Annotated in this window: 13 protein-coding genes, 1 tRNA gene and 1 other RNA gene; 13 read left to right on the top strand and 2 right to left on the bottom strand. The window is 71.9% G+C overall.

Annotated elements, in window-relative coordinates; genetic code table 11:
- Positions 1 to 206 precede the first annotated feature (206 nt).
- The 9 genes from LQ51_RS23335 (at position 207) to LQ51_RS23300 (ending at position 7233) form a co-directional block, all read left to right on the top strand.
- Positions 207 to 722 carry a PadR family transcriptional regulator gene (locus tag LQ51_RS23335; protein ID WP_046569118.1) on the top strand — a complete coding sequence of 172 codons (516 nt, stop codon included), beginning with the start codon at positions 207 to 209 and terminating at the stop codon, positions 720 to 722.
- Between the two features lie 101 nt (positions 723 to 823).
- On the top strand, positions 824 to 1945 hold the full coding sequence (gene prfB / locus LQ51_RS23330) for a peptide chain release factor 2 (RefSeq protein WP_046569114.1): 1122 nt from the start codon (positions 824 to 826) through the stop codon (positions 1943 to 1945).
- 118 nt (positions 1946 to 2063) lie between these two features.
- Positions 2064 to 2744, top strand: a complete 681-nt coding sequence (ftsE, locus tag LQ51_RS23325) for a cell division ATP-binding protein FtsE (protein WP_046569112.1) — start codon at positions 2064 to 2066, stop codon at positions 2742 to 2744.
- A 70-nt stretch (positions 2745 to 2814) separates the two neighbouring features.
- Positions 2815 to 3690 carry a permease-like cell division protein FtsX gene (gene ftsX, locus LQ51_RS23320; RefSeq protein WP_046569110.1) on the top strand — a complete coding sequence of 292 codons (876 nt, stop codon included), beginning with the start codon at positions 2815 to 2817 and terminating at the stop codon, positions 3688 to 3690.
- 132 nt (positions 3691 to 3822) lie between these two features.
- Positions 3823 to 4302, top strand: a complete 480-nt coding sequence (gene smpB, locus LQ51_RS23315; RefSeq protein ID WP_046569126.1) for an SsrA-binding protein SmpB — start codon at positions 3823 to 3825, stop codon at positions 4300 to 4302.
- Between the two features lie 104 nt (positions 4303 to 4406).
- Positions 4407 to 4782: a transfer-messenger RNA gene (ssrA, locus tag LQ51_RS32285) on the top strand.
- A gap of 89 nt (positions 4783 to 4871) precedes the next feature.
- The gene (locus tag LQ51_RS23310; RefSeq protein ID WP_046569107.1) at positions 4872 to 5537 is read left to right on the top strand and encodes a hypothetical protein; all 666 of its coding nucleotides are present in this window, start codon (positions 4872 to 4874) and stop codon (positions 5535 to 5537) included.
- Between the two features lie 172 nt (positions 5538 to 5709).
- Positions 5710 to 6180 (top strand): hemerythrin domain-containing protein, encoded by a 471-nt coding sequence (locus tag LQ51_RS23305; protein ID WP_046569106.1) that lies wholly within the window; start codon positions 5710 to 5712, stop codon positions 6178 to 6180.
- A gap of 39 nt (positions 6181 to 6219) precedes the next feature.
- A complete protein-coding gene (locus tag LQ51_RS23300; RefSeq protein ID WP_046569102.1) occupies positions 6220 to 7233 on the top strand; it encodes a hypothetical protein in 1014 nt (337 codons plus the stop codon).
- Here the strand turns inward: LQ51_RS23300 and mdlC are convergent.
- On the bottom strand, positions 7226 to 8821 hold the full coding sequence (gene mdlC / locus LQ51_RS23295) for a benzoylformate decarboxylase (protein ID WP_046569100.1): 1596 nt from the start codon (positions 8819 to 8821) through the stop codon (positions 7226 to 7228). The two genes, LQ51_RS23300 and mdlC, sit on opposite strands and share 8 nt — an antisense overlap.
- Positions 8822 to 8930: 109 nt before the next feature.
- Positions 8931 to 9734 (bottom strand): S-methyl-5'-thioadenosine phosphorylase, encoded by an 804-nt coding sequence (locus tag LQ51_RS23290; RefSeq protein WP_046569099.1) that lies wholly within the window; start codon positions 9732 to 9734, stop codon positions 8931 to 8933.
- A gap of 154 nt (positions 9735 to 9888) precedes the next feature.
- Here LQ51_RS23290 and LQ51_RS23285 point away from each other — a divergent pair, with 154 nt between their 5' ends.
- From LQ51_RS23285 to LQ51_RS31475, 4 genes are all read left to right on the top strand, one after another.
- Positions 9889 to 10479 (top strand): YqgE/AlgH family protein, encoded by a 591-nt coding sequence (locus LQ51_RS23285; RefSeq protein ID WP_046569097.1) that lies wholly within the window; start codon positions 9889 to 9891, stop codon positions 10477 to 10479.
- An 87-nt stretch (positions 10480 to 10566) separates the two neighbouring features.
- Positions 10567 to 10639: transfer RNA gene (locus LQ51_RS23280), tRNA-Ala, on the top strand.
- A 205-nt stretch (positions 10640 to 10844) separates the two neighbouring features.
- Entirely contained in the window at positions 10845 to 11381 is a 537-nt protein-coding gene (locus tag LQ51_RS23275; RefSeq protein ID WP_046569096.1) for an SUKH-4 family immunity protein, read from the top strand.
- Positions 11382 to 11396: 15 nt separating this feature from the next.
- Complete coding sequence (locus LQ51_RS31475) at positions 11397 to 13622, top strand: hypothetical protein (protein WP_052745035.1); 2226 nt, start codon at positions 11397 to 11399, stop codon at positions 13620 to 13622.
- The last annotated feature ends 46 nt before the right edge of the window (positions 13623 to 13668 follow it).

Genomic DNA, 13668 nt, shown 5'->3' with positions numbered 1-13668 from the left:
GCGGCCCCACCGAGGCGGCCCCCCCGGAGGCGGCCCAGCCCCACCGGCCGGCCCCCCGCGGGCCCGGTCGCACCGGCCGGCCGGGGGATGGTGTGGACGTCCGCGGCGGACTGTCGTCGGCCGACAGTGCACATCGGACCAGCCGACGGGGGGCTAAAACGGCAAATCCTGGACGCCAGGTCCGACAAAGTGGCAGCTTAGAGGGCATGGCGGAATCCGGAGTCAACCCGACGGCGGCGGCCCTGCTGGGCCTGCTGCACGACGGACCGATGACAGGCGGCCAACTCATGGCCGCCGCTGAGCGCCGGCTGGCGCCGTACTGGTCGATGACCCGCAGCCAGGTCTACCGGGAGCTTCCGGTGCTGGCCGAGAAGGGTCTGGTGCGGCTCGGCAAGCCCGGGCCGCGGTTGAGTCAGCCGTACGCGATCACCGCGGCCGGGAAACGGACATTCTCCCGCTGGCTGGCGGAGAACCCGGGCCGGGACACCATCCGCAACCCGATCGCGCTACGGATCGCCTTCGGCAACCTGCACTCGGCGAGCCAGCTCAAGAACCTGTACGCCTCGGCGAACGAGTACCACACCGAGGCGCTGGCCGCGGTGCGCGAGCAGGTCAAGAACGCCAAGAAGGAAGGCGACGAGTACGACGCCAGCGCGCTGGAGTTCGCGGTCGCCTACCACCGGGCGGCGCTGTCCTGGCTCAAGAGCGCCCCCGTCGGCTGACCATCTGTGCCGGGCCGGTCTGCCGGGGCGGCGGCGGACTTTCGCGTGGGACTGCGGGGCTCGCAAGCTCACTCCCCGCGCGCGCAGTACGCTTGTCAGTCGTGACCGCTGCCGATTACGCCGAACAGCTCAAGGAACTCGACGCCACCCTGCGCAACATCGAGGCCGTGCTCGACCTCGACAAGCTGCACGAGCAGAAGGACCGCCTGGAGCAGGAGGCCTCCGCGCCGGACCTGTGGGACGACCAGGCCAAGGCGCAGCAGGTGACGTCGCAGCTGTCGTACGTCAACGGTGAGATCAGCAAGCTGGGCAGCCTGCGCTCCCGTCTCGACGACGCCGGGGTGCTGCTGGAGCTGGCCCAGGCCGAGTCGGACCCGGGCACCCTCGCCGAGGTGGAGTCGGAGATCACCGGGCTGGCCAAGGCCATCCAGGAGATGGAGGTCCGCACCCTGCTCTCCGGCGAGTACGACTCCCGGGAGGCGCTGGTCGCCATCCGGGCCGGGGCCGGCGGGGTGGACGCCGCGGACTTCGCCGAGATGCTGCTGCGGATGTACCTGCGCTGGGCCGAGCGGCACGGCTACCCGACCGAGGTCTACGAGACCTCGTACGCCGAGGAGGCGGGCCTGAAGTCGGCCACCTTCACGGTCAAGGTGCCCTACGCGTACGGCACGCTCAGCGTGGAGTCGGGCACCCACCGGCTGGTCCGGATCAGTCCCTTCGACAACCAGGGCCGCCGGCAGACCAGCTTCGCGGGCGTCGAGGTGCTCCCGGTCGTCGAGCAGACCGACCACATCGAGATCCCCGAGAACGAGATGCGGATCGACGTCTACCGTTCGTCGGGGCCGGGTGGGCAGAGCGTGAACACGACCGACTCGGCGGTCCGGATCACCCACGTCCCGACCGGCATCGTGGTCACCTGCCAGAACGAGAAGTCCCAGCTGCAGAACAAGGCCTCCGCGCTGCGGGTGCTCCAGGCCCGGCTGCTGGAGCGCAAGCGGCAGGAGGAGCAGGCCAAGCTCCAGGGCCTGAAGACCGACGCGGCCGGCTCGTGGGGCGACCAGATGCGCTCGTACGTCCTGCACCCGTATCAGATGGTGAAGGATCTGCGGACCGAGCAGGAGACGGGCAATCCGTCCGCGGTCTTCGACGGCGAGCTGGACAGCTTCATCGAGGCGGGTATCCGCTGGCGGAAGCAGCAGCAGCTGATCGCTGACGGTGCGTGATCGGCCCTCGACGGAGCGCGTCGTCGATCTCCAGGTGACGGCCTGAATCGACGACGCGGGCGGCAAGGACGGGACGGGGGGCTTGGCTCATCCGTTACACCGCGTAGACTCTCGACCCGTGATTCAGCTTGAGCAAGTGACGAAGACGTACCCGAAGGCGTCCCGGCCTTCGCTCGACAACGTGTCCGTCTCGATCGAGAAGGGCGAGTTCGTCTTCTTCATCGGCCCATCCGGCTCCGGCAAGTCCACGATCATCAAGATGCTGCTGCACGAGGTCACCCCCAACAAGGGGCGGATCATCGTGAACGGCAAGGACGTCACGTCGATGCGCTCCTGGAAGCGACCCGCTTTCCGGCGTTCCATCGGCTGCGTCTTCCAGGACTTCCGTCTCCTGCCGAACCGCACCGCCTACGAGAACGTGGCGTTCGCGCTGGAGGTGATCGGCAAGACCAAGGCGGTCGCCCGCCGGGTCGTGCCGGAGGTTCTGGAGCTGGTCGGGCTCGGGGGTAAGGAGCACCGCTACCCCCACGAGCTCTCCGGTGGCGAGCAGCAGCGCGTGGCGGTGGCCCGGGCGTTCGTGAACCGGCCGCTGATCCTGCTGGCGGACGAGCCCACCGGAAACCTGGACCCGGACACGTCGATCGAGATCATGCGCCTGCTGGACCGGATCAACCGCACTGGCACAACCGTCGTGATGGTCACGCACGACTCCAACATCGTGAACCAGATGCGCCGCCGGGTCGTCGAGATCGAGAGCGGCCGTATCGTGCGCGACCAGGCCCGCGGCGTCTACGGCTGAGCCGGCCCGGCCGACGATCCGTAGATCCTGACGACGAACACCTCACGCCGGAGAGCCGGAGGAATTCCCGATGCGGATGAAGTACGTCCTGTCCGAGGTACTGGTCGGACTGTGGCGCAACGTGACCATGACCATCGCGATGATCATCACGATGGCGGTGTCGCTGTTCATGCTGGGCGGCAGCGGCCTTCTGTACCAGAAGGTCGGCGACATGAAGGACCTCTACTACGAGAACGTCGAGGTCTCGATCTTCCTGCAGACCGACGTCAACGAGCAGCAGCGCACCGACCTCGACGCGAAGCTGAAGGGTGACCCGCTGGTCAAGGAGGTCACCTACGTCGACAAGGCCGAGGCGTACAACCGCTTCAAGCAGATGTACGCCGACGCGCCCGACCTGGTCAACGCCGTGAAGCCGGACCAGCTGCCCGAATCGTTCCGGCTCAAGCTGAAGAACCCGGAGCAGTACAAGAACATCTACGACCAGTACAAGGACAGCGAGGGTGTCGACGAGATCGTCGACCAGAGCAAGCTGCTCGACAAGGTGTTCGGGGTGCTCACCGGGATCCAGAACTTCGCGCTGGCCATCGCGATCGTGATGGCGATCGCCGCCTTGCTGCTGGTCGCCAACACCATCCAGGTGGCCGCCTACAGCAAGCGGCGCGAGGTCGCGGTCATGAAGCTGGTCGGCGCCTCCAACTGGTTCATCCAGGCGCCGTTCGTGCTGGAGGCGGTGGTCGCCGGCCTGTTCGGCTCGATCCTCGGCCTGGTGGCGCTGATCGGGGTGAAACTGGTCGCCGGCGGCGGATCGCTGGCCGCCCTGGAGGGCCTGATCACCCCCATCTCGTGGTCGGAGATCCTGCTGACCTTCCCGCTGATGGCCGCGGTCGGTGGCCTGGTCAGCGCGATCACCGCCTGGGTCACGCTCCGCTTCTACCTGCGGGTCTAGGTTCCACCGTACGGCTCTCCAAGGGCCCTCCCGCGCCGGAATAAACGGCGCGGGAGGGCCCTTGTGTACGGGGTAGCATGATCTCCGCTCCGCGACCGGTGGTCGGGGACCGATCGGAAGGGGGTGGCGCCGGTGCCACGCGAGAAGGGCCGCAAGGTGGTCGCCTCCAACAAGAAGGCGCGCCACGACTACGCCATCCTCGACACGTACGAGGCGGGCATGGCGCTGACCGGCACGGAGGTCAAGTCGCTGCGGGCCGGGCGGGCGTCGCTGGTCGACGCGTTCGCCCAGGAGAGCGGCGGCGAGCTCTATCTGCACGGCATGCACATCCCGGAGTACACCCAGGGCACCTGGACCAACCACGAGCCCCGGCGCACCCGCAAGCTCCTGCTCAACCGGCTGGAGATCGACCGGCTGATCGGCAAGACCCGGGAGGGCGGCCTCACCGTGGTACCGCTCCAGGTCTACTTCTCCGACGGCTGGGCCAAGGTCGAGATCGCCCTGGCCAAGGGCAAGAAGTCGTACGACAAGCGGCAGGACCTGGCCAAGCGGGACGCCGATCGGGAGATCCGGCGGGTGGCGGGCCGGCGCGGCAAGGGCATGGACGACTGATTTGTCGCACTTGTCCGGGTCGGACGCCCGGGCCGGGGCTCGGGATGAAACCCGTTGCGGCAGGCGTTAGGCTTGTCAGTGCCACCGCGACGGTGGCCTGTCGAGGGGGTGACTGGTTTCGACTTCGTACGCAGCGACAGGGGAAGCGAGCCGAGGAAGCCGACGTCGTCTCGAAAATCGGTCGTCGGAAACCAATAAGCGCCAAGAACAATCGCGCTGACTTCGCTCTCGCCGCCTGAGGCGAGTAGCAAGTCTGTCGGCCTGGGAGCGCCTTCGACCCAGTTAGCCGGCATCAGCTAGAAGGCTGGCCAATCGGACCCGGTCGCGGGGTCCGTGCGGCGAGATCAATCAGCGACTGGGCCCGTCACACCAACTCGCTCGCGTGAGCGGTGGGGCCGAGTAGAGGCACAGCGAGCTGCGCTCGGAGAAGCCCTGACAAACCGGCGAAGGACCCGGGTTCGATTCCCGGCACCTCCACCACCTGACCTGTGCGCCCCGGTCCACCGGACCGGGGCGCACAGTCGTCTCCGCCTTCCGTGCCGTCGCCAGCGCGCTCTACGCTGCGGCCTGTGACGAACGAGAAGATCCCACTCTCCGTCGGCGCGTCGCCCGGTCAGCGCGTGTTCGCCGCGGTCGTGGGCGTCCTCTTCACCGCCTTCGGGGCGGTCTTCGTGCTGTTGCCGGTTCTCGCCGACCGGATGCTGTCCCGGCTCACCGGCACCGGCGACCCCTTCCCGTCCTACGACGAGGCGCGGGACCTGCCGCCGGGGCTGCTCCCGCCGGAGCTGCACGACGGATCCACCACGTCGGCCCTCGGGCCGGCCCGGTTCGTCGGGCTCTGCGGCCTGCCGGTCGTCCTGCTCGGGCTCTACCTGCTCCTGCGGGTGCTGCGCACCGCCGCCTGGCTGGACGGGACCCGGGCCTCGGTCCGCGGCGCCCTGGGCACCCGGACCGTCGACCTGGCCACCGCCGAGGTGCGGGGCGGCGCGCTCGTGCACCGGGTCGGCGACGACGCCGCGGTGCGGGTGCCCGCCCTGATCGCCCGGGACCGGGACAGCGGCCGGCAGATCACCCTCCCGCTGCGGGGCATGGGACTGGCCGCGCTGCCCCCGTACGAGCTGCGCGCGCTCGCCGACGCGATCACCGCCGGCCGGCCGACCGGCGGCCGGGACGCCGACGCGCACGCGCTGGCCGGGCAGTTGCGCACCATGGCGGCCGACCCGCTGGGGCGGTAGGGACGCCTGGGACGGAAGGGGTCACTGGGGCAGATGAGGCGGTCGACGGGCCTGGACAGCCCTCCCCGCCGGGTCCACCATCGCTGTACGCGATAGCGAAGCAGCTGACGGCCCTGGGTCTGCGGCGTGGCGGCAGACGCGTCCGAGCCGGAGTCGTCGGACGGGAGGCGCCATGGTCACCGTTCCGATCCCGCAGCCGTCCACCGTCGCCGCGGCGGCCCGACCGCCCGCCGGGTCCCTGCCCTGGCCCACCCTGCCCGGCGCCGTGCCCGCCCTCGTCCGGGCGCTCGACGGGCCGGCCGGCGAGCCGCACTGGCGGGAGCGCCTGATCCGGCAGCTCGGCCCGGTCCGGCAGGGCTTCGCCGAGCACGTCCGGCTGACCGAGGGCCCGGCCGGGCTCTACGCCGAGGTGCTCTGCGAAGCCCCGCGGCTCACCCGGGGCGTACGCCGGTTGACCCGCGAACACGCCCTCATCGTGACGGCGCTCGCCGCGCTGCAGCACGCCGCCGCGCTGCCCGAGGTGCCCGCCGAGGAACTGCGCGCGCGGGTCGGTGAGCTGCTCCGGGCGCTGCGCCGGCACCGGCAGCGCGGCGCCGACCTGCTCTGGGAGGCGTACCAGGCCGATCTGGGCGGGGAGGACTGAACCCGGAACCAGGCGGGCGCGGCCCGCGTCCAACCGGGCATGCGTCGCTCGATCGCCCTGTTCGGGCTGCCGATCCTGGTCCTCGCCGGCTGCGCCGCGCCCGGCTCCGGACCGGCCGCGCCGACCGCCCCGCGTCCGGCCGCGCCGGCGTCCGCCCCGCCGGCCACCGCCCCCGACCAACGGTGGGCGGCCTTCTACCAGCAGGCCGGTGCGGTGGCCGACGCCTGGCGTCCCGGTCAGGCGTGGCGCAGCGGCTACGTGCCGCTGGAGGAGGGCACCGTGCTGACCGGCGATCCGGGCTTCACCGACGAGACCAAGCTGGCGTTCAGCAACGGCTGGTTCCGGGAACAGATCGCGCTGCCGACCGCCACCCCGGCCGCCGGCACCATCCGCTTCCCCGACGGCACCCTCCGCGTGCCGCTGATCAGCGCCGCCGAGGCGTACGCCCAACTGGACAAGGGTGACCCACCGCCCTGCGCCGGGCGGCCGGCGGAGCCCCCGCCGGGCGGCGGCGTGCCGAAGCCCGGCGGTGGCCCCACCGTCGAGCCCGGGCCGGACGGGCCGGTCTCCCGCACCGCGGACCACCCGTGCGTGCCGCTGACCGTCACCGGCGTGAAGCTGGGCAGCGCGCCGGTGCGCACCAGCCGGGGGCAGGCGACCGTGCCGGCCTGGCTGTTCACCGTGGAGGGCCTGCGGACGCCGGTCGCCCGGCTGGCCGTCGCGAAGCCGGCGATCGGTGCCGTACCGGCGGCCGTCGACCCCGGGCGTCCGCTCGCCGCCGGCCTGGTGACCGCGCAAGACCTGGACACCGTGGACGGGGCCCGGCTCGACTACCGGGTCGGGGTGGGCGCCTGCGACACCGGGATCACCCCGCTGGTGCTGGAGCGCGACGACGTGGTCGTGGTCGGGGCCGGAGTCATCCCGCCCACCGGCCCGTGCACCATGCAGCTGGTGATGAAGCCGGTGAGCGTGACGCTGAAGGCCCCGCTCGGCGGCCGGGCGGTGCTGGACGTGGCGCGGGGCACCCCGCTCACCGTGGTCCGGCCTAGATGATCCGCGGCACGTCGGTGCTGATCGGCGCCGGCAGCACCGTGGGCCGGTCGGCGGCCAGCGCGGCCCGCAGCGCCGGGCCGAGCGCGTCCGGTGACTCCACCACCCGGCTCGCGCAGCCGTAGCCGCGGGCGATGGCGGTCACGTCGAGCCCCGGCAGGTCCAGCGCCGGCACCCCCGGGGCGTGCTTCAGCTCGGCGAACGCCTTCAGGATGGCGTACTGCTGATTGACCGGGACCAGCACGGGCAGCGGCAGGCGCAGCTGCGCGGCGGTCCAGAGCGCCTGCACCGAGTAGTGGAACGAGCCGTCGCCGATCACCGCCACCACCGGCCGGTTCCGCCCGCTGTCCCGCTCGGCCAGCGCGATGCCGACCGCCGCCGGCAGCCCGAACCCGAGGCCGCCGCTGGCCATGGTGAAGTACGACCGGGGCCGGCTCACCCGCAGCCGGCGGCGCAGGGCGGCCAGGTTGGACGGTGACTCCTGCACCAGCACGCCGTCGGCCGGCCACTGCGCCGCCAGCGCCGCGAAGAGCGCGTCGGCGCTCGGCGGGTCACCCACCTCCGGCGGTGGCGGCGCCGACCGGGCCGCCGGCGCCGCCCGGCCCGCCGCCGGCAGCAGCTCGCCCAGCGTCGCCAGGGTCAGTCCGGCGTCGCCCAGCAGGCTCTCCCCGACCGGGGCGCGGGCCGCCTCGTCCGGGTCGTCGGTGACGTGCAGCAGCCGCGCGTCACCGGGCAGATAGTCACCGGGCACGTGCGGGTAGTAACGGAACACCGGAGCGCCGACCACCAGCACCGTGTCGTGGCCGTGCAGCGCCTCGGCGAGCGGCCCGATCGCGTACGGCAGCACGCCCCGGAAGTGCGGATGGTCCTCCGGGAAGACGGCCCGCTCCGGTGCCGGGGCCGACCAGACCGGGGCGGCCAGCCGCTCGGCCAGCGCCACCGCCGCCGGCCACGCGTCGGCGCGGTCCACCGCCGCGCCGAGCACCAGCACCGGGGCGCGGCTGCCGGCCAGCACGGCGGCGAAGTCGCGCAGCCGGTCCGGATCCGGGGCCACCCGGGTGGCCACCGTACGACGCTGCGGGGGCGGGTCGGCGGGCCGGGCCCAGTCGTCCATCGGCAGGGACAGGAAGACCGGTCCGGCCGGTGGCTGCACGGCGGTCGCGTACGCCCGCAGGAAGGCCGCCGGGATGTCCTGCGCGCGGGCCGGCTCGTGGGCCCACTTGACGTACGGCTGGGTCAGCTCGGTCGCCCGCAGGTTGGCCAGCCGGGGCTCGATCAGCAGCATCTCCCGGGTCTGCTGGCCGGCGGTGACGATCAGCGGGGTCCGGTTGTGCCAGGCGGTGACCAGGTTGCCCATGCCGTTGCCGGTGCCCGGGGCGGTGTGCAGGTTGACGTGCGCCGGCCGGCCGGTGGCCTGCGCGTAGCCGTCGGCCATGGCCACCGCCGATGCCTCCTGCAGGGCATGCACGTAGCGGAAGTCGGCCGGGAAGTCCTGCAGGAAGGGCTCCTCGGTGGAGCCGGGATTGCCGAAGACGGTCTGCAGGCCCAGGTCGCGCAGCAGGTCGTAGGTGGTGTCGCGGACCGTTGCCATCGCCGGCTGCCTCCCGTCCCCGCCCGGTGCCGGAGACGGCCCGATGATCAGTGCCCCGACCAGCCGAATCTATCGGGCGCTCGGCGGCTTTTCGGGCGCTTCCCGGCGCTCAGGGCAGCGGGAACGGCAGTTTGATCCCGTCCAGCGCGTGCCCGCACGGGCAGTCCCGCTCGGCCGGCAGCGCGGCGACCGCGTCCAGCAGCACCCCGCGCAGCCGGTCGGTGTTCTCGGCGAAGACCCGGAACACCTCCTCCTGGGTCACCGAACCGCCGGCCTCGACGCCCGCGTCCAGGTCGGTGACCAGGGCGATCGAGGTGTAACAGAGGGCCAGCTCGCGGGCCAGCACCGCCTCCGGGTGGCCGGTCATGTTGACCACCGTGCCGCCGATCGAGGCGAACCAGCGCGACTCGGCCCGGGTGGAGAAGCGCGGCCCCTCGACCACCACCACCGTCCCGCCGTCCACCGCCGCCACCCCGTGCCCGGACGCCGCGTCCAGCAGCGTCCGGCGGCCCACCGGGCAGTACGGGTCCCCGAACGAGACGTGCACCGCGCCTTGGTCGTAGTAGGTCTGCGCCCGGCCGCTGGTCCGGTCGATGAGCTGGTCCGGCACCACGAACGTGCCCGGCCCCAGCTCGGGCCGGAGCCCACCCACCGCGCACGGCGCGAGCACCTGGCGTACGCCGAGGGAGCGCAGCGCCCACAGGTTCGCCCGGTAGGGGATCAGGTGCGGCGGATGGCGGTGATCGCGGCCGTGCCGGGGCAGGAACGCCACCCGGCGGCCGCCCACCTCGGCGATCGTGACGACATCCGACGGCGCGCCGTACGGCGTCTCCACCTCGTGCTCGGAGGCGCCGTCGAGCAGGGCGTACAGACCCGACCCGCCGATCACCGCCAGCTCGGCCGTTGGCGTCATGCCGCCCTCCCTCGATCCTGTCGCGATCACCCGCCGGTCAGACCTTAGCCAGCGGGCGGGGCGCAGGCTATGGTGCGTGGCATGGCGTTGACAGCGCGGATCGTCGACGAGGTCGGGTGCGCCGCTCGGGCGTACGGCTGACGGGTGTCGGGACATGCAGGGTGAGGAACAGGCGATCGGTGGCCGAGCCATGGAGTCGATGACCGGGCGGCTGCTCGTCGCGACTCCCACACTGAAGGACCCGAACTTCGACCGTACCGTCGTGCTGCTGGTCGCCCACGAGCCCGGCGGCGCGCTCGGCGTGGTGCTGAACCGGGCCACCGAGGTCCCGGTGGCTGACGTCCTGGGCGACTGGAGTGACCTGGCCCGGTATCCGGCCGTGCTCTTCGAGGGCGGCCCGGTGCAGCCCGACTCGGCCATCTGCCTCGCCCGGATGCGCCACCCGATCAAGCCGGTGAAGGGTTTCCACCGGGTCTCCGGCGCGGTCGGCACCATCGACCTGTCGGTCGATCCGGAGCGGCTGCGCGACGCCGTCGGCGGCATCCGGGTCTTCGCCGGCTACTCCGGCTGGGGCGCCGGCCAGGTGGAGCGGGAGATCGAGGAGGGGTCCTGGTTCGTGCTCGACGCCCTGCCCGGGGACGCCTTTGTCGACCGGCCGGACGACCTGTGGCCGATGGTGCTGCGGCGCCAGGGCGGCATGATGGCGGCGGTCGCCCACTTCCCCCCGGACGTGGCGCTGAACTGAGCCGCGGGGGCACCCCCCGCGATATGACCATGCCGGCGGGCGTGTGTATAGTTCTTCCCGTGCCCGGGCGACCGGGGACGACTGCAAGGGGCCGTGGCGCAGCTGGTAGCGCACCACACTGGCAGTGTGGGGGTCAGGGGTTCGAGTCCCCTCGGCTCCACCCTTGAAGCACAGCTCAGCGGCTTGGTCGATTGATCATCGACCCGGCCGCTGAGCTGTTTTCCGGCCCGTCTCCCGCCCGCGACCGTGAGTCGGATACCTGCTACTCCCCGTGTCTGATCGGCCTGCCACGTGGGAGGATCGATGGGAATCGACGCGGGGGCGTGGACGGCACCTGATCTGCTCCCGGCGACAGGAGAAGATCAATGACCGCATCCGACGTCCCGTCCTGGGACGACCTCGTCGACCAGACCCGCCGGGTGTGGGACGGCCGGCTCGCGCTGATCCGGCCCGAGCTCGTCGATCCCCGCGTCTCCGACCGGACCCGGCGGTTCCTGACCGCCGTCGGGCTGCCCACCGTGGACGTCCGGGACATCGCGTTCGTGCACGACGAACGGCTCCTGGACGTCTTCTCCCGCGCGGGGCGCGACTACCTCGTCGTCACGGCCGAGCCCGACTACCGCTACGGCGTGGATCTCGAGTCCGACGAGGTGGTCTGCCTCTACGACAGATATCCGGACGATGACGCGCCGGCCAACTCGAGCCTCGCCGCCTTCGTGCTGACCCTCGGCCTCCTGCACACCCAGCTCTTCGAGGGCAACGCGGGCACCCAGGCGTCGGTCGCCGACGCCGTGGACACGATCTGGGACCAGCTCGACCGCTGGGATCCCGCCGCCGTAGCCGACGAGGCCAGTCACTGGAGCACCCTGCTCGACGAATACGCGATGGAATACGACGACTAGGCCTCGGGGGTCCTGATGTCCGCACCCGTCTTCCCGCGCCGCCCGCTCGCCGCCCTGCTGGTCGTTCTCGTCGGCCTGGTGGGGCTGGGGGTCCCCGCCGCGCCCGCGGCGCTCGCGGCACCGTCGAAACCCAACTATCCGGTCGAAGTCCTCATTCGCGGCGAGCGGCTGCACCTGCCGCTGCTGATGTCCCGCTACCGGCACACCGTGCTGACCGACCAGGACCGCCGGCCGGACACCTGGATGGGTTACGGCCGCAACGTCGCCGACGGGCACTGGACGACCACCGCCGGCGGTCGCAAGATCGACTGGTACCTGACCGTGCCCAGCGTCAACAGTCACGACAACAGCAGCCCCATCGCGCTGATCGACATCTACCAGTTCGACGAGAGCACCGGCCGGTGGCGGCTGGTGGACGTCAACGGCAACCAGCTGCGGGACGCCGCGGGCAACGCCGTCGCCTGGGACAAGTCCTCCGCGCCCAGCTTCGCCTGGGACCTCAGCAAGGAGGCGGATCTCGCGGCCGACCTGAGGAACAACAAGCTGCACTCCGAGCCGCTGATCAAGCTGTTCCTGACCCGACGGATGGCCGCCGCACTCGGCCGCGACGACCTGCCCCAACTCGTGGACGAGGTCGGCTCGGAGCGGATGTTCTGCTCCGGCCCCGCCGGCTGCGTACGCAAGCTGAAGAACGAATACTTCCCCAACCTGCAACGCGGCAAGGTCCTCACCGACCTGCCCAGCAAGTCGATGCTCGGCCGGATCGCCCGCAAGGGGTCCACCGACGAGGCCCGCGCCGCCGCCCGGGAAAAGCTGAAGAACGGCGGGCACTCCGACGCGGCCATCGAGAAGAGCGTGACCGACTGGTCGGCCAAGGGCAGGCCGGTCGGCGTCGACGCGCCGCTGGTGCTCGGCGGCAAGGAGTTCGGCGGCGGCACCGGCAACGCCGCGCCCACCGGCCCGGCCGCGCTGGGGGCCGTCCCCGCCGGCACCGACCCCGGCGGGATCGACTTCACCACGCTCCAGCTCCGCTACCTGTCCGAGGACGAGCGCGGCAACCTGCGGTACGCGTACCGGGCCTCGCCCGCCACGCGTCCCGGCCAGAAGGTGAGCGACGGGCAACGGGCCACCGCGCAGGCCGCCGACGCGTTCTACGTGTGGCTCAACCTGCCGACGTCGACGTTCTGGGTCAACCTCAACCCGAACGAGCCGGACCGGATCATCGACCGCCGGCTGGCCACCACCGACGTGGGGCGGATCCTGCTGGAGGCGGACCTCGACATGAAGCGGCTCGCCGCCCGGCTGACCGACCCCAGGACCGCCCTCGGTCTGCAGTTCTGGGGCAAGCCCGATCCCAAGCGGCTCCGGGAGTGCGCCGTCACCCGGCAGTGGATCGTGCCGAAGCCGGCCTCGGTCTACGAGGACAACGGCGGCCTCTACATCGTCGACGCCCCGTTGGAGGTCAAATCCGAGGCGCAGGTGTCCAACGGCAAGGTCGGTGACCCGGCCTGCCCGGTGCCCAGCGCGCGGATGGACAAGGTCTACCGGAAGCTGATCCTGCCGAAGGTCGAGGCCGCGGTGAACACCTCCCCGCGCTTCGCCGACCTGCGGAAGGTCTACCTCGCCCGGGTCGCCGCCGAGTGGTACCGCCAGCGGCACACCGGCGCCCTCGTCCCGATGATCGACAGCGGGGACGTCAGCCGGTGGCCGGCCACGCGGCGCTGGACGCCGCGCCAGACCTTCGACGCGTACGTGAAGTCGTACCGGAAGGGCGAGTACAAGGTCACCAAGAGCGTCGTCTCCGGCCGCTACCGCTACACGTTCACCTACGTGGACGGCGGGGTGGACTTCGCCGATGTGCCCTTCGCCCAGCTGCCACAGCCGGCGTTCCAGCAGCGGTACGCCGACGTGTCGACGGCGGTCGGCCAGTCGTTCCACACGGCGGCGCCCGACCAGCACGGCGACGTGTGGCTCGGCGCGACCGCCCAGGTGCGCCCGCGCGCGCTCGACTTCGACGCGGGCGACGACGGCCTGCCCGACGACGCCCCGCCGCCGGCGGCGGAGCGCGACCAGACCGGTCCGGGTGGTCCGATCGGCGCGGTGGGTCTCGCCGTGCTGGGCATCGTCCTCATCCTCGGTGCCCTGTTCGTGGCGGCGGCACTGGCGGTCGTCGTCATCGTCGTGGCGAAGCGGCGGGGGAGACCGGGCCCGGGCCGTGCCTCGCCGGGTGGGACCGCCTAGTTCGGGCAGAGGTACGCGTATCTTCTGCTCCGGCCGCTGCGTGCCG

The sequence above is a fragment of the Micromonospora sp. HK10 genome (assembly GCF_000982955.1).
GTDB lineage: Bacteria > Actinomycetota > Actinomycetes > Mycobacteriales > Micromonosporaceae > Micromonospora.
The sequence above is the reverse complement of the archived record's forward strand: the minus strand, read 5'-3'. Positions and strand labels throughout refer to the sequence as shown.

Bases quoted from the DNA above. Each gene is read 5' to 3' on its own strand.
- LQ51_RS23335 (WP_046569118.1), top strand. From the start codon at position 207: ATGGCGGAATCCGGAGTCAACCCGACGGCGGCGGCCCTGCTGGGCCTG.
- ftsX (WP_046569110.1), top strand. From the start codon at position 2,815: ATGCGGATGAAGTACGTCCTGTCCGAGGTACTGGTCGGACTGTGGCGC.
- LQ51_RS23305 (WP_046569106.1), top strand. From the start codon at position 5,710: ATGGTCACCGTTCCGATCCCGCAGCCGTCCACCGTCGCCGCGGCGGCC.
- LQ51_RS23300 (WP_046569102.1), top strand. From the start codon at position 6,220: ATGCGTCGCTCGATCGCCCTGTTCGGGCTGCCGATCCTGGTCCTCGCC.
- mdlC (WP_046569100.1), bottom strand. From the start codon at position 8,821: ATGGCAACGGTCCGCGACACCACCTACGACCTGCTGCGCGACCTGGGC.
- LQ51_RS23290 (WP_046569099.1), bottom strand. From the start codon at position 9,734: ATGACGCCAACGGCCGAGCTGGCGGTGATCGGCGGGTCGGGTCTGTAC.
- LQ51_RS23285 (WP_046569097.1), top strand. From the start codon at position 9,889: ATGCAGGGTGAGGAACAGGCGATCGGTGGCCGAGCCATGGAGTCGATG.
- LQ51_RS23275 (WP_046569096.1), top strand. From the start codon at position 10,845: ATGACCGCATCCGACGTCCCGTCCTGGGACGACCTCGTCGACCAGACC.
- LQ51_RS31475 (WP_052745035.1), top strand. From the start codon at position 11,397: ATGTCCGCACCCGTCTTCCCGCGCCGCCCGCTCGCCGCCCTGCTGGTC.